This is a genomic window from Oceanimonas baumannii (genome assembly GCF_002245495.1).
Lineage (GTDB): Bacteria > Pseudomonadota > Gammaproteobacteria > Enterobacterales > Aeromonadaceae > Oceanimonas > Oceanimonas baumannii.
Map to the genome: position 1 here is coordinate 65,300 of NZ_NQJF01000011.1, position 23,062 is coordinate 88,361.

Consider the following 23,062-nt stretch of genomic DNA (forward strand, 5'->3'; position numbering starts at 1 on the left):
CGGAGGAAAAACCATGTCTCAACCGCCCCAGGATAACACTCAGCAAACGCTGGATGAAATGCTGGCTCAGGCCGATACCGGCGGCCGCCACCCTACGGGCTTTGGCCACTGGGCACTGCTGATGGTCCCTTTGTGCTGGGCCCTGTTCCAGCTGTGGTACGTATCACCCCTGCCCTTTATGTTTAACATCGGTATTTTTAACGATACCGAAGCCAGATCCATTCACCTGGCATTTGCCATCTTTCTGTCGTTTACTGCCTTTCCTGCCTTAAAACACTCTCCCCGGGATCGTATTCCCTGGCACGACTGGACCCTGGCCTTGGCTGGTGCCTTCTGCGCGGCCTACCTGTTCCTGTTCTACCATGAACTGGCCAGCCGGCCCGGTCTGCCCATCACCCAGGATCTGGTGGTGGCCTGCATTGGCATGCTGCTGCTGCTGGAAGCCACCCGCAGAGCGCTGGGTCCGCCACTGATGGTCGTGGCTGCGATCTTTTTGTTCTACACCTTTGCCGGTCCCATGATGCCGGACGTGATCGCACACCGTGGAGCCAGTCTGGCACGGACCGTTACCCACCAGTGGCTGACCACTGAAGGGGTATTCGGTGTCGCTCTTGGCGTCTCGACTTCCTTCGTGTTTATGTTTGTGCTGTTTGGCTCCTTGCTGGAGCGGGCCGGCGCCGGCAATTACTTCATTAAGCTGGCATTTTCCCTGCTCGGCCATTTGCGTGGCGGTCCGGCCAAGGCGGCCGTGGTGTCATCAGGATTATCCGGGCTGGTGTCCGGCTCTTCCATTGCCAACGTCGTCACCACTGGCACCTTTACCATACCGCTGATGAAGCGGGTCGGATTTCCTGCCACCAAGGCCGGTGCTGTTGAAGTAGCCGCCTCCACCAACGGACAGCTCACCCCGCCCATTATGGGGGCAGCGGCCTTTCTGATGGTAGAATACGTGGGTATTTCCTACATTGAGGTCATTAAAGCCGCCATTCTGCCGGCCCTGATCTCTTATGCCGCCCTGATCTACATTGTGCACCTTGAAGCGGTAAAGGCCGGCATGCAGCCGCTGCAGCAACGGCGCAAGGTCACCGTGGCTCAGCGTCTGTTTGGCTTTATGACCATGATTGTCGGCATGCTGCTGCTGTCTGCCATCATTTATTACGGCATCGGCTGGACCAAAACCCTGTTTGGCCCCCTGGCCACCTGGGTACTGAGCGGGCTGGCTCTGGTCAGCTATGTGGCACTGGTGGCCTGGTCTGCCCGGTTGCCGGATCTCGCGATTGACGATCCCGACAGCCCCGATATTCATATGCCCGATCCCGGCCCCACCTTCAAGTCGGGCATGTATTACCTGCTGCCCATCGTGGTACTGGTATGGTGTCTGACCGTGGAACGCCTGTCTCCCGGTCTCTCCGCCTTCTGGGCCACGCTGTTCATGATGTTCATTGTGGTCACCCACAAGCCGCTCAAGGCCATGTTCCGCAAGCAACAATCCGAAGGACTGCTGAAAGAAGGTGCCTTCGACTTGTTTATGGGGCTGGTCACCGGTGCCCGTAACATGATTGGCATTGGCGTGGCCACCGCTGCTGCCGGCATCGTGGTCGGCACCGTCACCCTGACCGGCATCGGCCTGGTGATGACCGAGTTTGTGGAATTCATCTCCGGTGGCAGTCTGCTGCTGATGCTGATTTTCACCGCTGTGATCAGCCTGCTGCTGGGCATGGGCCTGCCCACCACCGCCAACTATATCGTGGTGTCGACCCTGATGGCGCCGGTGATTGTTAACCTGGGCGCGCAGCACGGATTAATTGTGCCACTGATTGCCGTGCACTTGTTTGTGTTCTACTTCGGCATACTGGCAGACGATACACCGCCGGTGGGGCTGGCCGCCTTTGCCGCCGCAGCCATTGCCAAAGCCGATCCGATCAAAACCGGTATACAGGGGTTTGCCTACGACATTCGTACCGCCATTCTGCCCTTTATGTTTATCTTCAACACCCAGCTACTGCTGCTGGGCATAGATAGCTGGGGAGGACTGCTGCTGACCATTGTCAGTGCACTGGCGGCCATGCTGCTGTTCGCCGCTGCAACCCAGGGGTTCTGGCTGGTCAAAAGCCGCTGGTGGGAAACCCTGGCATTGCTGCTGGTGGCCTTTACTCTGTTCCGCCCCGGCTTTTTCTGGGACAAACTGTTTCCGCCGATGACGCAATATGACGCCAGCCAGTGGGAACAAGTGGTGGAAAGCCTGCCGGAAAGCGAGTCAATTATTCTGCAACTGGGGGGCACCAATTTGTTTGGTGAACCGGTGAACAAGGTGGTGAAGCTTAATTTCGACGCCGACCGCTCAAGTGCTGCTGACAGACTGGCCAGCACTGGGATCAGCAACTTGCGTAGCGAAGGTGACAAAGTGCTGATCGACATGGTGGACTTTGGCAGTCAGGCTGAACGCCTGGGCGTGGACTTCGATCTTGAAGTGGTCTCCCTGCAACGCCCGTCCGACCGCCCCGACAAAGAGTGGATGTTTATTCCGGCGCTGCTGCTGACCGCATGGGTGGCCTGGGCACAACGCCGCCGCCGGTCCGGCACAACGGCATAATGAGAAATGCCGGCCCTGATGGCCGGCATTATTTTATACCGGGCCCCGGTCTATCGTCGTTAACGCCTCATTCACAGCAAAAATCCGTCCTCGAATATCACTGATTCCGAAACTCTGCAGCCGGGCGGTGTGTTTTTCCAGATAGCGCTGTGCACTATCCGGGTCTTTAAACAAATAGAGACCACCCGCCTCGCCGGTTTTCGGGTTTTCCGTCCAGATTTTCCAGATAAACCCCGGCTCGTCGGCAATGGACTGGGCAAGACCGGCCATAGCGGTCGCCATTTCCTGGCCAAATGGTCCCGTGTAGGGGAAATCAACCTGCACGACTGTTTTCATCATCTTCACCTTTACTGGTTCACCTGGCTGCTACTGTAATGCAGGGCAGAAACGGCGACAACTCTCTGCTGCCTGACCAAACTTGGCGAAAAGCACAAAAAAGCCCGTTGCATTGGCAACGGGCTTTTTTGGTCTGGCGGAGGAGGTGGGATTTGAACCCACGGTGGGCTATTAACCCACGCCGGTTTTCAAGACCGGTGCATTCAACCACTCTGCCACCCCTCCTGATGCGCGAATAATACTGTGTTCAGGCTTGCTCTGTAAAGGGACAACCGACTCAATTGCTTTTCAAATCATCACTTTGCACACTTTTCGTGATATATTCATGCTGTTGGTTCAAAAAGTAATCACGCAAAAACTGCTCGTCCAGTGGAGACAGGTCAAAACGGCGGCCGGCCTCGGTAATGATACTGCTATTGATGCACGGCTGCTCCGTCAGCCAGCGCAATGCCTTACGCAAGGCTTCATGCTCACTCATGGCTCACCCCTTATCCATAAATTATGCGTTTTTTGCATGAATGACTGCTTTTATTTTTTATGCATTATAAATACAATTTAACCGCTCAATTTATAAGCATATATTATAAAATCACTGCAACACGAGGTCTCAATGCACTTTAAACACCGCTTGCGTGACGCAACCCTGGCCGGCACCGCCGCTTTTGTGGCAGTTATCTGCCTGAGTTACCTGAAAGACTGGACCCATTTTATGGTACTGAGTGCCCCCTTGGGCGCGACCCTGGTGCTATTGTTGCTATTGCCCTCAGCCCCCCTGTCACGTCCCAAGCATGTAATCCTGGGTCATTTACTCACCACCTGTATCACCGTAGCAGGTTTGGAGTTTATCCCCGATCCTACTCTGGGCCTGGGCATCTGTTTTGGTTTAAGTATCACCCTGATGGTATTGACCGATACGCTGCATCCTCCCGCCGGGGCCAACCCTATTCTGATTTATCTGTCGGGGGCACACCTGACGCCGCTGGACTTTATTCTTCCCACCCTGGCCGGCACCCTGTTTATGGTCGGGTTTGCCAGTATGTATCACTATATCTTTACACACCGACGCTATCCGTTTGGTCCCAAGGTGACCTGCCCCAAGAATCATGCCGTAAAAGAGCAGCAACCGGCCGAGCAGGAATCCCGGCCGGCCTCCATCACCGACTAGTCTGCAAAGAAAACGGCGGTTCTCCTGTTGCTCTGCTGTGCACAAACGCAGCCACAATAGGTGGCACTTTGTGTTCAATTTCCCATCACAAAGATGGGACAAAAGACTCAAACCAACCGTTCAGATCTCAGGACATGGCTGATAAAACAAAAAAGAGCGCCGGGGCGCTCTTTCGGTCACAAAGGCAAGTATTTAACCCGCCACTCAGAAGTGCCATTCCAGCTGTAAGGTAGGAGCACGGGTATCGACACCCGGCTTGCCATGGTTACCGAACTTGTTGTCCCAGTATTCATAGCCAACCCCTGCCCAGAGAGTATTACTCTTGCTGAACGCCAGCTCACCCACATCCACCATCAGAGAAGTACGGATCAGCACTTCCGGTTTGGTTTCAGCATTAAAGTAATCCTGCCCTTTGGCACCATTGTAGTTACCAAAGCCCTGGAATTTCATCGGTACCGGACCCGCATTGAAAGGAATACCCCAAGCCAGGTTCACAATATAGTAAGGGTCAAAGCTCAGGTCATTGTGATTGCCGGGAGCACCGCACGGTGCAAGACCACAGTGATTGCGCTCATAGGCATAGAACAGGCTCAGATCCGCAAAGCCCTTGGGCAAACCAAATTTCAGTGTCGGCCCCACAACCAGCAACTGCTTGCGTGGTGCAAACGCCGTATTTTTGGTATTCAGATCAAAACCGGCCGTCATGGCGACTTCCTTGACCGGGCCAAAACTCAGATCGGTATCAAACACTTTGCCCAGATGCAGCTGGTGACGATACGTCAGATAAGCTTCAGTGGCACCATCACCTTCACCCCGGGCATCGCCACTGGCCGGATCCATGTTGTCTGACTGCAGAATATCTAGGTTAAAAAAGTTCTGACCATACGCATAGCCACTGGCGTGCGTCAGCTGTAAAACATGCTTTTCAACATCATGGGGGTTACTCGGCTCAGTGAATTCACTGCTGTAACGGTAGCCGATAAAGGTATCGGACCAGGTGGCAGCACTCACCTGAGGTACCGCAGAAACGGCCAGTGCCAGGGCAGACAGAGTGAAAACGTGCTTGCAGGTTTGCTTCATAACCGTGATTCCTTCACATGGTTCAAAGAGTAAATACCGACGTGAATACAAAATAAATTAATTTTGTACTTTTTATTGTAATACGTCCTTCCACGACCAGATGATTGCACAAGCACACACTAAAGATCTACATTTTGTTCACAAAAGTATAATGAGAGTCAAAAAAAGCCTCTCTGCCTGACAATTACCCCAGAGGCAAATCCGCCAGGGGTAACGGTACCACCATCAGCGCGGCCCGGTGGCCGGGTGCCACATCCGCATTGGGAAACACCACTGCTTCCTGGCTGGCTTTAACATGCCAGTGCTGTTGCTCATCCGTTGCCAGCAAATCTCCCTGCGTAAAGGAGGTAAAATTGGATACATTGCTCGCAAAGGCCAGCCGGAAATGCTCACTTTGCTTGAAAATTTCCTGACTGATGCCAAATACCTCCAGCTGGGCCGGCTGTAATGCCGGAGGCTGCCAGGCCGGGTCACTGATCAGTGCCTCAAGGCAGCCGGCAAGCTCGGTAAGCCTCGTCAGGTCGTTTTTCCCAAAAGGCATGACTTTGCCGAGTTCGAGGGTAAAGGCGTGAGCATTAAAACGGCGGGCACTGAAATAACTGAAGGTAGAAGTTGGCGCATGGGCAAGCAACACGGTGTTGATGCCGGACGCCTGCAAAAAGGCCAGCTGGCTGGCACTGTAGGCCGCGCCGTGAAGAAAGGGATATACCGCAAACTTTTCCCGCTGTGAAGGGCGGATAGCGGTATGCAGATCATAATGCAGACGCTCGCTATTACCGCGAGCTGAAAAGAACCGTGTGACATAACTCTCCAGGAGCGCTGCCCGCTTGCGCTCCTGCGTGATACGTTCTCCTTGCGCATGCGCGCCGGAAAACAGCCGGTTCATATTTTCATCGAGTTCACGCCGGCCGGCATTCATGCCTGCCAGGTTGCCAAAAATAAACAGCACCCGTTGCCGGCATAGCAAGGAACCGGCTATCAGCCGCTTCAGCAACGCTTCACACAGCTCAATGGGCGCAGTTTCGTTACCATGAATGCCACATGAGATAACCAGATCCCGTTCACCGGGAGATGCCGGCTCAAGACACAGCACCCCGGTATCCCATACTTCGGCTCGGGTGCCATGGGGCAGTTCACATTCAAGGGGAGCCAAGTACCGGGGGTGCTCTCGGCTGAGCGCAAGAAAGTCAGCAAGCTTGTGAGTCTGAGTCATAGATACCTCCAAGAATCCATTTTATTGCCAGATATTTTAACGCAATAAAACACAATTTTGGTATCTATGTCTAAAGCTAACGCTGTTATCCCGGATAATAAAATGAAAAACGGGCCGGTACAGACAGCTCACCGGCCCCCGGCATCAGACGCCGGCCCGGGCGAAAACCTCACTGACCAGTTCCCGGGCTTCGCTGATCAGCTGCTCCAGATGTGCTTCACTGCGGAAACTCTCCGCATAAATTTTGTATACCTGTTCGGTGCCGCTGGGTCTGGCAGCAAACCAGCCTTGTCCGGTCACCACCTTTAAACCACCGATGGGCGCATCATTGCCCGGCGCAGCGGTCAGGCGGGCCACAATAGCATCACCGGCCAGCGTATCCGCTTTGATGCTCTCCGGCTTCAGCTCAGCCAGTACCTTTTTCTGAGCATAAGTGGCGGGAGCGTCCACCCGCTGGTAATGCGGCCGCCCCAGGGTGTCGGTCAGCATGGCGTAATACTGATGCGGCGTCTTGCCGGTCACCGCCAGGATTTCAGCCGCCAGCAATGAGGGAATAAAACCGTCTTTATCTGTAGTCCAGACACCACCGTCCTTACGCAAGAAAGAAGCACCGGCACTTTCTTCACCCACAAACGCGAGCCTGCCCTGCATCAGTGGCTCAACATACCACTTGAAGCCCACCGGCACTTCCATCAGCGGTCGTTCCAGGCTGGCTGCCACCCGGTCGATAATGGAGGATGACACCAGGGTTTTGCCTACCGCCAGATCGCCCCGCCAGCCCGGCCTGTGGGTAAACAGATAATGAATGCACACCGCCAGGTAGTGATTGGGGTTCATCAGACCGTCAGCATCGACAATGCCATGACGGTCGTAATCCGGATCATTGCCACAGGCAATGTCAAACTCGTCTTTCAGTGCCAGCAGATTGCTCATGCTGTATGGGCTGGAGCAGTCCATGCGGATTTTGCCGTCATGATCCAGTGGCATAAAACTAAAATCCGCATCCTGACGTTCATTGACCAGCGTGATGTCCAGATTGTAGCGCCTGGCAATATGTGGCCAGTAGGCCAGACCCGAGCCACCCAGCGGATCCACCCCTATCCGGATACCGGCCCGGCGAATGGCGTCCATGTCAATCACCTGATCAAGATCATTCACATAACCGGCCACATAGTCATGGGGAGTGACCTGCTGCTGGGCTTGTGCAAACGGCAGGCGTTTAACGCCGGCATTTCCCTCGGCCAGCAACACATTGGCTCGCTGCTGTATCTGGCTGGTGGCTGCAGCACTGGCCGGGCCACCATCAGGTCCGTTATATTTAATACCGCCATCCCGGGGCGGATTATGAGACGGTGTAATCACAATCCCATCGGCAATCTGACCGGCATCCGCCCGGTTATGTGCCAGAATGGCATGGGAAATCACCGGTGTGGGGGTATAACCTCCCCCCTGCTGAACCCGCACCTCCACGCCGTTGGCGGTGAGTACTTCCAGGGCTGCCCCAAATGCCGCTTCAGACAGAGCATGCGTATCCATGCCAAGAAACAAGGGGCCGTTCAGACCCTGTGCCTTTCGATATTCGGCTACCGCCTGACAAATGGCATGGATATGAGCCTGGTTAAAGCTGATATCAAACGAAGACCCCCGGTGACCCGAGGTGCCGAATGCCACCCGCTGAGCATCCTGATTAACATCAGGAACCAGCTGATAAAAGGCAGACATGAGTTTGGGAAGATTAACGAGATCAGCGGGTTCGGCCGGCTGACCTGCGCGAGAATGCGTGCTCATGCGTATTCAGTCCTTGATGAATTCAGATACTTTTACTGACGCGCTCAATTAAACCGTGGGCATACCCCATGGCAGCCATCAGTTGTGTCACTATGTTGCGCTTGCGACCGGTATTGGTATTGGTAATGACCCAATAGGGGCTGCCTTCAATGGCCCGGGGTTTGGTGGTATTACCCGCCGCCAGCAGCGCCGACTCCGAATCGGCAAAATAGATGCGTTTACGGCCTTTAATATCTGACGCCTGTGCAAAGGCTACCGGGTTATCCCGATACAGCACCGACAATATGGTCATAAAGCGTTCAATAGCCGAGTCGTAGGCAGACAGGGTGCCGGCATCCAGCATGCGCAGCACTCCCTCTCCCGGCGCGCTCGTTGCTACCGGCTCGGTGCGGACATCCGCCTGATTGTCCAGTTTCAGCAAACGGCGCAGTATGTCCGAGGCACTCTCCCCGATATGCCGGGTATTGCTGGCAATGTAGCGGTAAAGATCTTCATCCACCTCAATGGTTTTCATCATTTTTTCAGGCATATCCACTCCCAGTGAAGAGTGGGCGATTATACATGTTGCGAGGGTCCGGCCCAAGCAGGTTGCGCCCGCCACATGCTCAGGCAACAATATGAAGACCTTTCGAACAATGAAACTGCAGTATTCATGGGACTAAATTATCGACAACAGGGCCGGGGTATGCCGGTCATACTGGTACACGGCCTGTTTGGCAGCCTTGACAACTTAAACGGCCTGAACCGGGCATTAACAGAACAGTTTGAAGTCATTGCCGTGGATCTACGTAATCACGGCCAGTCTTTCCATAGTGAAGAAATGACCTACACCGCCATGGCAGAAGATCTGCTGGAACTGGCTGCGCAGTTGCAGCTCGAGCGGCCGGCCATGGTAGGTCACTCCATGGGAGGAAAAGCGGTGATGATGGCTGCCGGGCTGGCACCGGAGCGGGTGCGGGGGCTGGTGGTGGCCGACATGGCGCCGGTGGCCTACCAGCAAGTGCGTCATCAGGATGTGTTTTCCGGTCTGCAGGCCGTGATCGATGCCGGTTGCCAGACCCGCAAAGAGGCAGATGCCGTGCTGGAAAAGCATATCCATACTGCCGGTGTGCGCCAGTTTTTGCTGAAATCATACAGCGGCGGCAGCAACGTCTGGCGCTTCAATGTGGCGGCACTCAGAAACGCCTATGAAAACATCATGGGCTGGCCGGGACTGCCTGTCCCCTATGATGCGCCGGTGCTGTTTATTAAAGGCAGTGAATCCGACTATCTGCTACCCGAGCATCAATCCGCGGTGCAGGCTCAGTTCCCCCGCGCCAGGGCCCGGGTGATCCAGGACACCGGCCACTGGCTGCATGCCGAGAAACCACAGGTTTTCAACCGTCTGGTACAGGATTTCCTGCTAGCTCTCAGTTAACAGGCTTTCAGGGTTTGTGCTATAGTGGCGCCCATTCTTAACGGTCGGTCAACATTATGTCATTGGATCAAATAGAGCTGCTGGAAAGCATGGGGCTAAAACTCTTTTTTGTAGCTATTTTTCTGCTGATCGGACTGGCCATTCAAGATGTACTTAAACGCGGTAACGTCCCAAAATTCGGGCGTTTCATTGTGTGGCTGGTGCTGTTTCTCGGCTGTGCCGGCTTTATTGCCAAAGGCATTATAGAAGCGGCATGGGAAAGTGGTGGTGTGGGTTAAATCATGGCCAAACAAGAGGCAGACAGAACCACGCTGGATCTGTTCGCCGACGAACGTCGGCCCGGCAGACCCAAAACCAACCCCCTGCCCCGGCAGGTTCAGCTTAAGCTAAACAAACGCAATCAGCTCAAGCGAGATCGCGAGCGCGGTCTGCATCGAATAGAGCTCAAAGTAGATGAGCAACTGTTCAGCAAACTTAATGTTCTGGCCAACGAACGCCGGCTCAGCAGAGCCGAGCTGATCCAGACTCTGCTGCAGCAACAACTGGCGCAGCAAGAGCAGGATTAACGCCAGGTTCCGACAATTACATTCTCAACAGGTACGGCATAATTATGGCAAGTGTAGGTCTGTTTTTTGGAAGTGATACCGGCAACACCGAAGCCGTGGCAAAGATGATCCAGAAAGAGCTGGGCAAACAGCTTATCGAAGTCCATGACATTGCCAAGAGCACCAAGGAAGACATCGCTGGTTTCGATCTGCTGCTGCTGGGCATTCCCACCTGGTACTATGGAGAGTCTCAGGCCGACTGGGATGACTTTTTCCCCGAGCTTGAACAAATCGACTTCAACGACAAGCTGGTTGCCATTTTTGGCTGTGGTGATCAGGAAGACTATGCCGAGTACTTCCTTGATGCCATGGGCACCCTGAAAGACATTATCGAACCCCGCGGTGCCATTATCATCGGCCACTGGCCTACCGAAGGCTACGATTTTGAAGCCTCCCGCGCCCTGGTAGACGACGCTCATTTTGTCGGTCTGGGGATTGACGAAGACCGGCAGCCCGAGCTGACTCAGGACCGGGTAAAAGGCTGGTGCAAGCAGATTTATGAAGAAATGTGTCTGCAAGAGCTGGAAGGTTAATACGACAGTTCAGGTCTTTAAGGGATGCGCCCGGCGCATCCCTTTTTTGTACAACAAGGGTATGATCCCGGTTCAAACCACAGTGAGAGAACCAAGCTATGAAACTGTTTAGTGCCATTCTGCTCGGCCTGCTGCTGCCTCTGTCGCTGGCACAAGCGGCTGTGCGCCCGTTACCGCTGCCCGCTAACAAAGGACAGCCGGTAGGACAAATTCTTATTCACACCGCTCAGGAAGGTGACACCCTGGCCGGCCTGGCACGTTACTATGGTGTCAGCCCGATTCTGATGATGGCCGCCAATCCGGAGCAGGATCTGCTGTTATTACGCCCCGGTGATCGCATCATGATCCCGAATCAGATGCTGCTTCCCCGTGCCGAAACCCAGGGCATTGTCATTAACCTGGCAGAGCTACGCCTTTACTACTATCCGAACAATGAAGATCAGGTTTATGTCTTTCCCATCGGCATTGGCCGCGTTGGCCGTGCAACCCCCGAAATGGTGACCTCCATTTCCCAGATGCGGGAGAACCCCACCTGGACCCCCACTACCACCACCCGGCGGGAATATGCCGCCAAAGGTATTCCTCTGCCCGCCGTGGTGCCTGCCGGCCCCGATAATCCTCTGGGCGAATATGCCATGCGCCTGGCCTATGGCAGTGGTGAATACCTGATCCACGGCACCAATGATCCCCTGGATGTAGGCCTTCGCTCCAGCGCCGGCTGCATTCGTATGTATCCGGAACATGTCGAGTGGCTGTTCACCCAGGTCGACAAGGGTACCCGGGTACAGATCGTCAACCAGTCACTGAAGGTCAGCACCGATGAATACGGCCAGACCTTTGTCGAGTCCCACGAGCCCCTCACTCCGGAAGGCCGGGTAGACACCCGCCCGGTGGATATCAGCGAGCTGGAGCCATTACTGCAGAACGGCCTCGACAGAAGCACGCTTGAGCATATCATCAGCCAGCAGCAGGCCACACCGCAACTGGTAGGCCAGAGTCAGTACTGATAAGGTAACCGGTTATACAGTAACGCTGTGCATCCGGCTATTCATGTTATTTCGACCAAAAAAAAGCCCGACAAGTGTCGGGCTTTTTAGTATCTGGAAGACTGTTACTTGGTGTAACGGCCCATTTGGTCCAGACGAGAGTTGGCGCGGTCGGCAGAAGCACGGGCTTCGGCAACGTCAGCAGCCAGACGGTCGATTTTAGCAGCGTTGGACTGCTGGCCTTGTTGAACGGCCTGAACGTCCTGAGACAGGCTGTCCAGTTTCTGTTCCAGAGCAGTAGTAGAGCTACAACCAGCCAGCATCAGGGCACCAACTACACCACCAACCATCATCATTTTATTACGCATTACATGCTCCTTGTTTTAATGGGAGTCAAAAAGACCACATTGGCGAACTAAGTATGAACGAAGTTCACCGTGAACCGCAAATTATTTTATAGACCATGACATTAGGAAATTTTGCTTAACATCATGATTCAGCGCTGTTTGTTGCTTTTTTACGCACACGGAGTGCACGCTCCATTTCAGCAACCCACTTACCGCTTTCATTAACAATGTTAATACGTAATTATGGAAAAAACTTGTCACTTCCAGTGCTTTTGCGCCGGATTTCGTCGAGTCCGTCACGATTCGGATAAACTTGCGCATCTCATTCTGCCCCATATTGGCCTGAACAAGATAGCGTTTGCCGCACCGCCTCACGCCAGCTGTCGGGCCGGGCATCATGGAGTAACGCTGATCGGCCATCGAACACACGATCATTCCGCCAAATGCTCCGGCATGCCAATCAGCAGGCATTGCGCTGACACACAGAAAGAACTCGAATGAATCCCACCCACAAAGGAGATCTGTCAGCATACCGCCGGTTTTACCACTGTTTCCGAATTCAGGTTGCCTTTAGGGGCAGGAAGACGCAAAATTGGCACTAATACCCAAATGAAATGTGAATCGTTGATTTTATGGCCGATAACAATCAAGCACTGAAAAAAGCAGGACTTAAGGTCACGCTTCCCCGGATCAAAATCCTGGAGCTGTTACAACAACCCGACACCCAACATGTCAGTGCGGAAGAGCTGTACAAATTGCTGATAGATCAAGGCGAAGAAATTGGTCTGGCCACTGTTTACCGGGTACTGAATCAGTTTGATGATGCCGGCATCGTCACCCGCCATCATTTTGAAGGCGGCAAGTCCGTGTTTGAACTCGCCACCCAGGAACATCACGACCATCTGGTATGTCTTGACTGTGGCAAGGTGATTGAATTTCACGACGAAGTCATTGAAGAGCGCCAGCGCGTCATTGCCGGACAGTTCAATATCAAGCTGACCAATCACAGCCTCTATCTTTATGGGCATTGCACCAATGATGACTGTCAGCACAACGACGAATAAATAGTTTCAACATTGAGCAACCCAGAAAAAAGCCGCAGCACGCTGCGGCTTTTTTACGTTAAGTATCAGTCTGTCAGACTGCTTCCTTACCCCAGGAATCACGCAATGCCACGGTCAGGTTAAACACCAGAGCATCCGCTTCGCTGTCACGGCAGAAATAGCCTTCCCGCTCAAACTGATACGCACGCTCGGCTGGCGCTTGTGCCAGTGAGGGCTCGACCACAGCGCCACTGAGCACCTGCAGAGAGTCCGGGTTCAGCGCCGCGTCAAAGGATTCAGCCGCACCCGGGTTGGGCACACTGAACAGACGATCATACAAACGCACTTCCGCCGGCACGCCACGACTGGCAGATACCCAGTGGATCACGCCTTTGACCTTGCGTCCGTCGGCAGGATCCTTGCCTAGGGTATCGGCGTCGTAGCTGCAAAAAATGGTGGTAATGTTACCGGCATCATCTTTTTCCACCCGTTCAGCCTTGATCACATAAGCATTACGCAGACGGACCTCTTTGCCCAGCACCAGTCGCTTGTATTTTTTGTTGGCTTCTTCCCGGAAGTCCGCTTCGTCGATGAACATTTCACGGGTAAACGGAATATCACGCTCGCCCATCTCAGGCTTGTTCGGGTGGTTGGGTGCCTTAAGTATTTCCTCATAGCCTTCGGGCAGGTTTTCAATCACCAGCCTGACCGGACGCAGCACCGCCATGGCGCGGGGCGCGTTCTCGTTGAGATCGTCGCGGATACAAGCCTCAAGCATGCCCATTTCTACGGTGTTATCCTGTTTGGTAACACCGATACGACGACAAAACTCGCGAATAGAGGCCGGAGTATATCCACGGCGACGCAAGCCGGAGATCGTCGGCATACGCGGATCGTTCCAACCGGCGACATGACCATCGACCACCAGCTGGTTCAGCTTGCGCTTGGACATAACTGTATATTCCAGATTGAGCCGGGAAAACTCGTACTGGCGCGGGTGACAATCAATGCTGATGTTGTCGAGTACCCAGTCATACAGCCGGCGGTTATCCTGAAATTCCAGCGTACACAGAGAATGGCTGATACCTTCCAGCGCATCGGAAATACAATGGGTGAAGTCGTACATGGGGTAAATGCGCCACTGATCACCAGTCTGATGATGGTGGGCGAAACGCACCCGGTAAATCACGGGGTCACGCATCACCATAAAAGAGGAAGCCATGTCGATTTTGGCACGCAGACAAACGGTCCCCTCGGCGAATTCACCATTACGCATGCGGGCAAACAAGGCCAGGTTTTCTTCCACCGGACGATCCCGGTACGGGCTGTTACGGCCGGGGCTGGTCAAAGTACCGCGATATTCACGAATTTGCTCCGGTGTCAGCTCATCGACATAGGCCAGGCCTTTTTCAATCAGCTCAACGGCATAACCATAGAGCTGTTCGAAATAGTCGGACGAGTAACGAATGTCACCGCTCCATTCAAACCCCAGCCATTGCACATCGCGTTTGATGGACTCGACATATTCCACACTTTCCTTTTCGGGGTTGGTGTCGTCAAAGCGCAGGTTACATTTGCCCTGATAATCTTCGGCAATGCCGAAATTCAGGCAGATGGATTTGGCATGACCAATATGCAGATAGCCATTAGGCTCTGGTGGAAAACGGGTTTGCACCGACTGATGTTTACCGCTGGCCAGATCTTCATCAATGATCTGACGAATGAAATTGCTGGGACTATGGTCCGCCTGACTCATTCAATGCACCTCGAAACTGGAAAATGGTGTGATGGGATCAAACGACCATGATCCATGATTCCGGCGCATGGCTCAATAGGGCCGCCATGATAAAGCGGCTAAAAGCAAGAAAGCCGCCTGCCGGCGGCTCAAAATATCAGCAAATAACTAATCTTCCACCGGCAGGGTCTGCTGCACATAGCGGCCCGGTGCCGGCATCAGTGCTGGGCATTCTTCATTGCCGATGGCGCGGGCGGCCACCTGTTTGCCAAGATGGGGGGTAACCCATTCCTGCCAGTGCGGCCACCAGGAACCGGCCTCTCGCCTGGCCGAAGCCAGCCACTGTTCGGCAGACTCAAAGCCTTCCTCGCTGAGCCAGTAGCCATATTTATTTTTGGCCGGCGGGTTGACCACACCAGCCACATGGCCGGACTCTCCCAGCACCAGAGTGGTATCACCGCCCAGCAAGCCGGCCCCCTTGAAGGTGGCATCCCACAGGGCGATATGATCATCCTTGGTGGAAAGAAAATAGCTGGGAGTCTGTACTCTGGATAGATCTACCCCAAAGTTGCCTACTTTCACTTCTCCTTTGCTGAGCTTGTTATCGAGGTAAAGCTCCCGCAGCAAGAAGCTGGCACAGGTGGCGCTCAGATTGGTGCTGTCGCTGTTCCAGTAAAGAATATCAAAGTCTGCCGGCTCTTCGCCTTTCAGATAATTATCGATGTAATAGTTCCAGTACAGGCTGTTTTCTCTGAGCAGACTGAAAGTAACGGCCATCTGCCGGCCATCAAAGTAGCCCTGAGCGTCATTCATCTGCTCCATGGCACTGACCACGGGCTCATTAATAAAGACGCCGACTTCACCGGGCTGGGTGAAGTCGAGCAGCGTGGTCAGGAAGGTCGCGCTTTTCACTCTCGGCTTCATGCGGCGAGCCGCATACAGTGCTATGGTGCTGGCCAGTAAGGTACCGCCGATGCAGTAGCCGATGGCGTTCACTTCTTTTTCACCGGTAATGCGCTCTGCGACCCGTATGGCTTCCATGGTGCCCGAATTGATCAAATCCTGAAAACCAATGCTGGCCTGCTCCTTGCCCGGATTGCGCCAGGACATCAGGAACACGGTATGGCCCTGATCTCGCAGCCAGCGCACCAGCGAGTTCTGCTCACGCAGATCCAGAATATAAAACTTGTTGATAAACGGCGGGATCACCAGCAGCGGCGTCTGATGCACCTGTTCCGTTGTAGCCTGATACTGGATCAGTTCGAAAATATCATTGCGGAACACCACCTCACCCGGCGTGGTGGCCAGATCCTTGCCCAGCTCGAACGCAGACTGGCGGGTCATCCGGATTTTGAGCAGATTGGCACTGTTGGCCAGGTCTTCCTGAAACAGACTAATGCCCTTGACCAGGTTGGCCCCCTTTTCTTCCAGGGTCCGGTGCAGCAACTCGGGGTTACTCCAGATAAAGTTGCTGGGCGACAGGGCATTGATGGTCTGGCGGAAAAAGAAAATCAGACGCTGACGCACCGGCTCCGGCAGGCCTTCCACCGCTTCCAGAGTCTGCATCAGTGAATCGGCAAAGTGCAGATACGACTGACGGAGAAAATCGAAGCTGGGATCATCTTTCCAGCCGGCATACTGAAAGCGGCGATCTCCGGGCGGATCGGCAATCACACTGTCGGCACTGCGATCCATGGCTCTCATCATGCTGTTCTGGCAAATGGCCAGTTGCCCCTGCCACCACTGCATTTGCATATCAACCAGACGCACCGGGTTGCTGGCTACCACATCATAAAAGACATTAAGGTCGTCGGCATTAACCCGCGACAGCGCTTCGGTGACCGGATTATCGCCAAAGCTGGATTTTTGTATGTCGGACCAGACAGTTTCATTCCACTTAAAAAACTGGCGAATGGGATCACCGCCTTCAAAGATATTCTGTTGCATTGTTTCCCCTCCCTGCATGAAAAAGGTCACAGCCATTATTCTGCAAACAGAAAGGGGCCACTCCGGCCCCTTTCACTTGTTAAGAAATTCCGGTGAAATCCAGGGCTCAGGCCTTGTTGGCGTCCGCAGCCAGGGTGTCCAGACCGGCTTTAAATTCCTGGGCCAGCTCAGCCAGCTTTTTGCCGTCTTCAATCATCTGCTGACTGATACGGGTCATGGTTTCCAGCTGCTTGGCACCACTGGTCACCAGCCCCTGCACATCACGAACCTGGCTGTTGACCTGCAACTGGGCCAGGCCGATCTCCGCATACTGACGTGCAGCTTCCAGCTGCAGGTTGGTCAGGGCAGTGAAATTTTTGGCAACCAGCTGATTATACTGGTACAGAGGGCCAAAGGTTTTCTCAGTCTGATCGTTAAAAGTCTTGAAAATATCCGTGTACATAATGACATCCTTTACATTGAAGTTTGCTGAAAGGCGGCACGCAATGCCACCATTGGCCTTACATCCGTTTCAGAATCACTGCAGTACCCATACCACCACCGACACACAGTGAGGCCAGCCCCAGGCTGCTGTTGCTGCGCTGCAGTTCATACAGCAGGGTAACCATAATGCGGTTGCCAGAGGCACCCAGCGGGTGGCCCAGGGCAATGGCTCCCCCATTTCGGTTAGTCTTTTCAAGCAGCGCCTGCTCGGTGATATCGTGCCGGGCAGACAACTGACGCACCACGCCCAGTGCCTGTCCGGCAAAAGCTTCATTCAGTTCCAGACGTTCGATATCGGCCAGCTGCAGCTCGGCCTTGTCCAGCGCCTGGGCGATGGCAGGCACCGGGCCCAGTCCCATGATGGCAGGATCAATACCGCCCTGACCATAACCAACCACCTCTGCCAGCGGCGTCAGACCCAGGCGCTCAACGGCAGACTTGCTGGCCACAATAATGGCACTGCCACCATCATTGATGCCGGAAGCATTACCAGCAGTCACCGAGCCACCGTCACGTTTGAATGCCGGGCGCAATGCAGCCAGCCCCTCGGCTGTCGTGCCGGCCTTGGGATATTCATCGGTGTCGATGGTCAGCACTTCCTTGCGGGTTTTCACGGCTACCGGCACGATTTCATCTTTGAAGAAACCCGCTTCGATAGCGGCCACAGCCTTGTTCTGACTGGCCTCGGCCAGCGCGTCCTGTTCTTCCCGGCTGATGCTTTCCTGGGCGACCACATTTTCAGCCGTCACCCCCATGTGATACTGATTGAACACATCGGTCAGACCATCGCTCAGCAGCAGATCAGACAGTGTCATGTCCCCCATCTTCTGGCCATTACGCAAATCGCCTTTCACCACATGCGGAATCTGCGACATGTTTTCACAGCCAGCAGCCACCACCACCTCAGCATCACCGGCTTTGATATGGGCACAGGCATCCATCAGTGTTTTCATGCCGCTGCCGCACACCATGTTCAGGGTATAAGCAGGAATGCCGGCAGGAATGCCCGCCGCCAGCGCCGCCTGGCGACCAATGCCCATCCCCTGACCGGCACTGATCACGTTGCCTACAATCACTTCATTCACGTCATCGCCGGACAACCTGGCCTGTTCCAGTGCACCTTTAATGGCGGCCGCAGCCAGGTCGGCTGGCGAAACGGTTTTCAGTGAGCCCAGAAAAGCACCAATCGGGGTACGCTTGGCCGCAACAATGTATACAGATTCAGACATTATTTTTCTCCGTAAATAAATTACTGGCTTACTGCATGTACAAGCCACCGTTAACAGATAAGGTCTCACCGGTAACATAACCGCCAAATTCACCGGCCAGATATAAAACAGCACCCGCTACTTCTTCGGTGGTAGCCAGACGCTTGAGAGGAATAGTGGCTTTGATTGAATCCAGCACATCTTCACGAATAGCCGTTACCATGGGAGTCCCGGTATAGCCCGGTGCCACGACATTAACCGTAACCCCAAAACGCGCACCTTCAGCAGCCAGTGCTTTAGTAAAACCAATCATACCGGCCTTGGCGGCAGAGTAATTAGCCTGGCCAAACTGTCCTTTAAGACCATTTACAGAGGAGATATTAATAATGCGGCCGCTGCCTTTTTCACACATATTGTTGAAAACAGGCTGAGTGACACTGAACAGGCTGTTCAGGTTAGTGTCCATCACTTCTTTCCACTGATCCCACGACATTTTCTTAAAGGTGGCATCACGGGTAATACCGGCATTATTCACCAGTACATCAATATGACCCATTTCGCGCAAGGTATCGGCCAGTATTGTGGCGGTAGCATCATGATCAGCCACATCCAGCGCCAGCAGTTGTATATCCTGTCCGGCCAGGCCCTCTTCCTGCAACCAGCTTGCAGCCTGCTGCTCTTTGCCTGGGCGGTGAGTGGCCAGCACTTTATAGCCATTGTTAACAAACAAACGACATACTTCCGTACCAATTCCACCCGCAGCACCGGTTACCAAAGCGATTTTTTTTTCGGTCATGAACACTTTACTCCATGTATATACAATAAAAGAAAGCCAAACTTATTTTTGTGCACATTGCCAACACATTTTGCCGACAAAAGACAACAACACATTCGATTTCCAAGTACCGCACCCGAACGAACTCCTTGCTCAGGCATAAACACTATAACCCTACATTTATGACACTCACATTAAAACAACAACAGCTTATAAAGACAATCATCCAAATGTATAACACCCGATGACAGGAAAGCGATTTCATAAACTGACAATCCTGAGTAAAACAGTCAAATAAACCTCTTTATTCTTTTTTAATATGAATAAATGAGGGCTTAATAAGTTTCCTTTAGCCCCTTATTCCAGCTGGAAATATTAAAAATTATTTATGCATTAAAATAAAGACATCTCCATTAACAAAAAACCAACAAAACAAGACTGTTTACTCTTAATCGGCTGTCGGTTAATCCTCGGCCGGGACGCATCAGGACACACAAATCCGCCATGAGGTATCACTTCCCGCAAAGTCCTTCAAAGTGCGTCTCCTCCGCAAAGGAACGTCATTCCCAGCGAAGGCGAGAACGGAGATCATGTGCTGCCCGGTATGGTTTAACAGAACGATACCGGGTTGATGGATTTCCGCCTTAGCCGAAATGTACACTGCCCACTCATTTGAGTGGCTCTCAACCTGTGGAGCATGGCATGCTTCGATCGAAAGTGACTGAAATTGACCATGTTTTCACCCGAAACGCATAGATTTTCAGCAAACAGACTGATAACACAGGGAAATCACTTTTCAGTGTTGACACACTTGGGGGCAGCCTTTAACATGCGCCACGCATTTGAGAGATGCCTCTTCCCCCTTAGTTCAGTCGGTAGAACGGCGGACTGTTAATCCGTATGTCGCTGGTTCAAGTCCAGCAGGGGGAGCCAAGTTTGAAAAAGTTGTTCCCCCTTAGTTCAGTCGGTAGAACGGCGGACTGTTAATCCGTATGTCGCTGGTTCAAGTCCAGCAGGGGGAGCCAAGTTTGAAAAGTTGTTCCCCCTTAGTTCAGTCGGTAGAACGGCGGACTGTTAATCCGTATGTCGCTGGTTCAAGTCCAGCAGGGGGAGCCAGTTTGAAAAGTTGTTCCCCCTTAGTTCAGTCGGTAGAACGGCGGACTGTTAATCCGTATGTCGCTGGTTCAAGTCCAGCAGGGGGAGCCACACATAGAAAGCCGGCCTTGAGCCGGCTTTTTTATTGTAAGTTTTCTCTCACCTCCGCCATTTCACCACCTTGTTATTGTTACCCGCTTGAATCATCATGGTTGTAGGGTGATAAGTAGCGCCTCGACGCTGCCAGCGCTCCCCGATGCTCTTCTGATTGTTATCCCGTTTCACAAGGATGCCGATTATGCGGGAATCCCGTTCTTTCAGTCAGGCCCTGCTGTGTGTAGCCTTAATACTGATGTTATTAAGTGTGCTGTTACCCTGGTGGGCAGCACGCAGCAGTCTCGCCATGCAGCAGCAACAGCTGAACCAACAACTTCCGGCCTTACTGAGTGAGCTTCCCGCTCAGCCCCGTCTGCCGGGTATCTCTGCCTTTTCACGGGCTTCACCACCACTTCTTCCGGAACAGGCCTGGTGGTTTGGCGAACTGGCACAGCCTCAGCAACTTGGGCAAACTCCGGTCTTTTATACCCTGGATACAGGGGCGGCCACCCGGCAATGGCTCAGTGTCTCTGCTCCGCTGGCACTGCTCAGCCTGATATTATGCGTGGCTCTGCAATTCCGGCTCCACCGGGTACAGAAGGCAAGACAGCAATACCTGCTGACCCTGCTGCAGCAACCTGAGCCGACGGCTAACAGCCTCTCAGATCCTCTGGCCCAGGAAATAATGGCGCTGCATAGGCGTCACCAGCAACAGCAGCAAGAGCTGCAGCAAAAGCTGGAAGAAGCACAGTTGCAAAGCCAGCGTGATAGCCTGACCACCTTGGGCAACCGCTATGCATTTCGCCGGGATCTGACTCACCAGCTTGCCAATGAAAACCGGCTGGCCACCGCCACTCTGATGATGGTGCGGGCCATCGCCCTGCAAGATATTAACAGCCGTCACGGCTTTCAGGCCGGAGATCAATACCTGCAGAATATTGCCCGGCTGATCCGCAAAGTAATTCAGTCCCGGATTGGGGCTCATGCCTACCGCATCAGCGGCAGTGACATTGCCGTACTGCTCCCCGGACAGTGTGACCCTCTGGCCAGTTCACTGGGGAGCGAATTACAGCAGGAGCTATATCACTATCAGAACATTCATGATCTGGACTGTGTCGCTTATATCGGCTTTACCCAGCTGTTACCGGGCCAGTCGCCGGAAAGCATTCTGATCCGGGCCGATTCCGCCCTGGCTCAGGCCCAGAGTGGAGAGCCCAATGGCTGGCGCATTGTTATGAAAAACAGCGACGATGAAGATCTGGGCGAAAGCCAGTGGCGTCAACGACTGCAAAGCATGCTTGACGGAGATCAGATCCTGCTGATGATACAGCCGGCCAGGCTACTAAAACCTTCCCTGCCCGGCTATAACGAAGTCTTTACCCACTTCCCTGATGAGAACGGCGGTGTTTACCCGTCCTCTACCGTGTTCGCCATGTTGCAACGGCTCGGTATGTCCATGCTCTTTGAACAGAAAATTATCGAAATGATCCTGCAGCAGGTCGCCCTTCACGATCTCCCCGGACAGCGCTGGGCCATTAACCTGACACCGGCCAGCCTGCAACAGAGTTCTTTCTTGATATGGCTGGAGCGGGTGCTGATGCGGAATAGCAATGTCACCGCCAGCCTGGTGTTTGAGCTCGACGAGCATGTACTGGAGCATCAACTAAGTCACGGCAAACGCCTGATTGAAATGCTCCGCCGCAGCGGTGCCCGTTCGGCCATCAGCAAGTTCGGCCATGGTTACGGCTCGTTCCGGCTGCTGAAAGATATTAAACCAGATTACGTCAAACTGGATCCTGAGCTGGTACGCCATCTGGAAGATGACAGTGCCAATCAGCAATTTGTTCGCATGATCATCGATCTGGCCCAGCGCCTGGGCTGCCATGTGGTGGCAGAAGGGGTAGAAACAGAAGATCAGAAGCGCTTGCTGGAAACCATGTACATAGATGGTGTGCAGGGATATCTTGTCAGCAAGCCGCTTCCGCTGGCAGAGTTCAGCACACAGGCCGCTGGCCTAGGCTGATTTCAGTTTAAGCAGATAATTGATCAGCTCGCCCAGATGGCGGTAACGGGCAAGCTCTTCGGGCCCGTAACGGGTCGACATGGTAGACGGATTGTTCCTGTGCTTCAGGTAACGTCGGATCTGCAGCTGGTTGAATCCCCCGATTTTATAGACGAGTTGCAGGAGTTGCTGAACTTGCTCATTATTCAGCCCGCACAGGCTGGTGTAATCATCTTCCAGTGGCGTATGAATATGAACATCCACCTCACTCAGCCGACCCTGCTCCTGCAAATATTCCAGCCATTGTTCCACGTCCATGGGCTTGGCACCGGCGAGCAATTCAAAATGCCCTCTGCCACTGCGACACCCCGACAGCAACGTCACGGCCAGCGCATCGCTGTCGGCACTGAACGTCACCTCTCCCCGCTCGCTCCAGTCCAGTGCCTGAATGCGGATCCGGGCCCGATGGCCTTCACCATCCCTGACCTTAAAAATAAACACTCCGTCCCCGCCTCTTGCCATAAAGGCTCAATCTTGGCGTAATCGGCGGTGTGAGTCAAAGCCGGGCTTCACAGCATGCCGCCATGGGTGTATGGTTCGCCGTTCTGGCTTGTA

General features: G+C 53.7%; 23 protein-coding genes and 5 tRNA genes. 13 read left to right on the forward strand and 15 right to left on the reverse strand.

Translation table 11 applies throughout. The features are described from left to right. Positions 1-13 precede the first annotated feature (13 nt). Positions 14-2,593 (forward strand): TRAP transporter permease, encoded by a 2,580-nt coding sequence (locus B6S09_RS13610; protein ID WP_094279043.1) that lies wholly within the window; start codon positions 14-16, stop codon positions 2,591-2,593. A gap of 33 nt (positions 2,594-2,626) precedes the next feature. Here the strand turns inward: B6S09_RS13610 and B6S09_RS13615 are convergent, their stop codons facing one another. The 3 genes from B6S09_RS13615 to B6S09_RS13625 all read right to left on the reverse strand — a co-directional run bounded on the left by B6S09_RS13615 (position 2,627) and on the right by B6S09_RS13625 (position 3,407). Continuing rightward, a complete protein-coding gene (locus B6S09_RS13615; RefSeq protein WP_208321755.1) occupies positions 2,627-2,932 on the reverse strand; it encodes a monooxygenase in 306 nt (101 codons plus the stop codon). A gap of 131 nt (positions 2,933-3,063) precedes the next feature. Continuing rightward, a tRNA-Ser gene (locus B6S09_RS13620) sits at positions 3,064-3,154 on the reverse strand. A gap of 52 nt (positions 3,155-3,206) precedes the next feature. Continuing rightward, positions 3,207-3,407: a hypothetical protein gene (locus B6S09_RS13625; RefSeq protein ID WP_094279045.1), complete on the reverse strand. Its 201-nt coding sequence runs from the start codon at positions 3,405-3,407 to the stop codon at positions 3,207-3,209. 132 nt (positions 3,408-3,539) lie between these two features. On the opposite strand from B6S09_RS13625, the gene B6S09_RS13630 reads away from it, so the two are divergent. After that, positions 3,540-4,094 (forward strand): HPP family protein, encoded by a 555-nt coding sequence (locus B6S09_RS13630; RefSeq protein WP_094279046.1) that lies wholly within the window; start codon positions 3,540-3,542, stop codon positions 4,092-4,094. 204 nt (positions 4,095-4,298) lie between these two features. Here B6S09_RS13630 and B6S09_RS13635 read toward each other — a convergent pair whose 3' ends face one another. The 4 genes from B6S09_RS13635 to B6S09_RS13650 all read right to left on the reverse strand — a co-directional run bounded on the left by B6S09_RS13635 (position 4,299) and on the right by B6S09_RS13650 (position 8,689). After that, positions 4,299-5,174, reverse strand: a complete 876-nt coding sequence (locus B6S09_RS13635) for a hypothetical protein (RefSeq protein ID WP_094279047.1) — start codon at positions 5,172-5,174, stop codon at positions 4,299-4,301. Positions 5,175-5,358: 184 nt separating this feature from the next. Beyond that, complete coding sequence (gene astE, locus B6S09_RS13640) at positions 5,359-6,387, reverse strand: succinylglutamate desuccinylase (RefSeq protein WP_094279048.1); 1,029 nt, start codon at positions 6,385-6,387, stop codon at positions 5,359-5,361. A 144-nt stretch (positions 6,388-6,531) separates the two neighbouring features. Beyond that, a complete protein-coding gene (gene pgm, locus B6S09_RS13645) occupies positions 6,532-8,175 on the reverse strand; it encodes a phosphoglucomutase (alpha-D-glucose-1,6-bisphosphate-dependent) (protein WP_094279049.1) in 1,644 nt (547 codons plus the stop codon). A 22-nt stretch (positions 8,176-8,197) separates the two neighbouring features. Then, positions 8,198-8,689, reverse strand: a complete 492-nt coding sequence (locus B6S09_RS13650; RefSeq protein ID WP_166670328.1) for a replication initiation regulator SeqA — start codon at positions 8,687-8,689, stop codon at positions 8,198-8,200. 138 nt (positions 8,690-8,827) lie between these two features. On the opposite strand from B6S09_RS13650, the gene B6S09_RS13655 reads away from it, so the two are divergent. From B6S09_RS13655 to B6S09_RS13675, 5 genes are all read left to right on the forward strand, one after another. Then, a complete protein-coding gene (locus B6S09_RS13655; protein ID WP_094279051.1) occupies positions 8,828-9,592 on the forward strand; it encodes an alpha/beta fold hydrolase in 765 nt (254 codons plus the stop codon). Between the two features lie 56 nt (positions 9,593-9,648). Next, positions 9,649-9,870 carry a DUF2788 domain-containing protein gene (locus tag B6S09_RS13660; protein WP_094279052.1) on the forward strand — a complete coding sequence of 74 codons (222 nt, stop codon included), beginning with the start codon at positions 9,649-9,651 and terminating at the stop codon, positions 9,868-9,870. 3 nt (positions 9,871-9,873) lie between these two features. After that, complete coding sequence (ybfE, locus tag B6S09_RS13665; RefSeq protein ID WP_094279053.1) at positions 9,874-10,158, forward strand: LexA regulated protein; 285 nt, start codon at positions 9,874-9,876, stop codon at positions 10,156-10,158. A gap of 44 nt (positions 10,159-10,202) precedes the next feature. Beyond that, complete coding sequence (gene fldA, locus B6S09_RS13670; protein ID WP_094279054.1) at positions 10,203-10,730, forward strand: flavodoxin FldA; 528 nt, start codon at positions 10,203-10,205, stop codon at positions 10,728-10,730. A gap of 98 nt (positions 10,731-10,828) precedes the next feature. Then, positions 10,829-11,737: a L,D-transpeptidase family protein gene (locus tag B6S09_RS13675; RefSeq protein WP_094279055.1), complete on the forward strand. Its 909-nt coding sequence runs from the start codon at positions 10,829-10,831 to the stop codon at positions 11,735-11,737. A gap of 104 nt (positions 11,738-11,841) precedes the next feature. Here B6S09_RS13675 and B6S09_RS13680 read toward each other — a convergent pair whose 3' ends face one another. Continuing rightward, positions 11,842-12,084, reverse strand: a complete 243-nt coding sequence (locus B6S09_RS13680) for an LPP leucine zipper domain-containing protein (protein ID WP_094279056.1) — start codon at positions 12,082-12,084, stop codon at positions 11,842-11,844. An 81-nt stretch (positions 12,085-12,165) separates the two neighbouring features. After that, positions 12,166-12,594 carry a hypothetical protein gene (locus tag B6S09_RS13685; protein ID WP_094279057.1) on the reverse strand — a complete coding sequence of 143 codons (429 nt, stop codon included), beginning with the start codon at positions 12,592-12,594 and terminating at the stop codon, positions 12,166-12,168. 101 nt (positions 12,595-12,695) lie between these two features. Between B6S09_RS13685 and fur the strand changes: the two genes are divergently transcribed. Continuing rightward, the gene (fur, locus tag B6S09_RS13690; protein ID WP_094279058.1) at positions 12,696-13,127 is read left to right on the forward strand and encodes a ferric iron uptake transcriptional regulator; all 432 of its coding nucleotides are present in this window, start codon (positions 12,696-12,698) and stop codon (positions 13,125-13,127) included. A 73-nt stretch (positions 13,128-13,200) separates the two neighbouring features. Here fur and glnS read toward each other — a convergent pair whose 3' ends face one another. The 5 genes from glnS to phbB all read right to left on the reverse strand — a co-directional run bounded on the left by glnS (position 13,201) and on the right by phbB (position 19,275). Beyond that, on the reverse strand, positions 13,201-14,862 hold the full coding sequence (gene glnS, locus B6S09_RS13695) for a glutamine--tRNA ligase (protein WP_094279059.1): 1,662 nt from the start codon (positions 14,860-14,862) through the stop codon (positions 13,201-13,203). A gap of 147 nt (positions 14,863-15,009) precedes the next feature. Further along, entirely contained in the window at positions 15,010-16,788 is a 1,779-nt protein-coding gene (gene phaC, locus B6S09_RS13700) for a class I poly(R)-hydroxyalkanoic acid synthase (RefSeq protein ID WP_094279114.1), read from the reverse strand. A 106-nt stretch (positions 16,789-16,894) separates the two neighbouring features. Then, the gene (locus tag B6S09_RS13705) at positions 16,895-17,230 is read right to left on the reverse strand and encodes a phasin family protein (protein WP_094279060.1); all 336 of its coding nucleotides are present in this window, start codon (positions 17,228-17,230) and stop codon (positions 16,895-16,897) included. Between the two features lie 58 nt (positions 17,231-17,288). Beyond that, positions 17,289-18,500 carry an acetyl-CoA C-acetyltransferase gene (locus B6S09_RS13710; RefSeq protein WP_094279061.1) on the reverse strand — a complete coding sequence of 404 codons (1,212 nt, stop codon included), beginning with the start codon at positions 18,498-18,500 and terminating at the stop codon, positions 17,289-17,291. A 28-nt stretch (positions 18,501-18,528) separates the two neighbouring features. Beyond that, positions 18,529-19,275 carry an acetoacetyl-CoA reductase gene (phbB, locus tag B6S09_RS13715; protein WP_094279062.1) on the reverse strand — a complete coding sequence of 249 codons (747 nt, stop codon included), beginning with the start codon at positions 19,273-19,275 and terminating at the stop codon, positions 18,529-18,531. 836 nt (positions 19,276-20,111) lie between these two features. Between phbB and B6S09_RS13720 the strand changes: the two genes are divergently transcribed. From B6S09_RS13720 to B6S09_RS13740, 5 genes are all read left to right on the forward strand, one after another. After that, positions 20,112-20,187: transfer RNA gene (locus tag B6S09_RS13720), tRNA-Asn, on the forward strand. Positions 20,188-20,203: 16 nt separating this feature from the next. After that, positions 20,204-20,279: transfer RNA gene (locus tag B6S09_RS13725), tRNA-Asn, on the forward strand. A gap of 15 nt (positions 20,280-20,294) precedes the next feature. Beyond that, positions 20,295-20,370: transfer RNA gene (locus tag B6S09_RS13730), tRNA-Asn, on the forward strand. A 14-nt stretch (positions 20,371-20,384) separates the two neighbouring features. Then, positions 20,385-20,460, forward strand: a tRNA-Asn gene (locus B6S09_RS13735). 187 nt (positions 20,461-20,647) lie between these two features. Continuing rightward, a complete protein-coding gene (locus B6S09_RS13740) occupies positions 20,648-22,468 on the forward strand; it encodes an EAL domain-containing protein (RefSeq protein ID WP_094279063.1) in 1,821 nt (606 codons plus the stop codon). Here the strand turns inward: B6S09_RS13740 and B6S09_RS13745 are convergent. Continuing rightward, positions 22,460-22,948 (reverse strand): hypothetical protein, encoded by a 489-nt coding sequence (locus tag B6S09_RS13745; RefSeq protein ID WP_094279115.1) that lies wholly within the window; start codon positions 22,946-22,948, stop codon positions 22,460-22,462. The two genes, B6S09_RS13740 and B6S09_RS13745, sit on opposite strands and share 9 nt — an antisense overlap. Positions 22,949-23,062 lie beyond the last annotated feature (114 nt).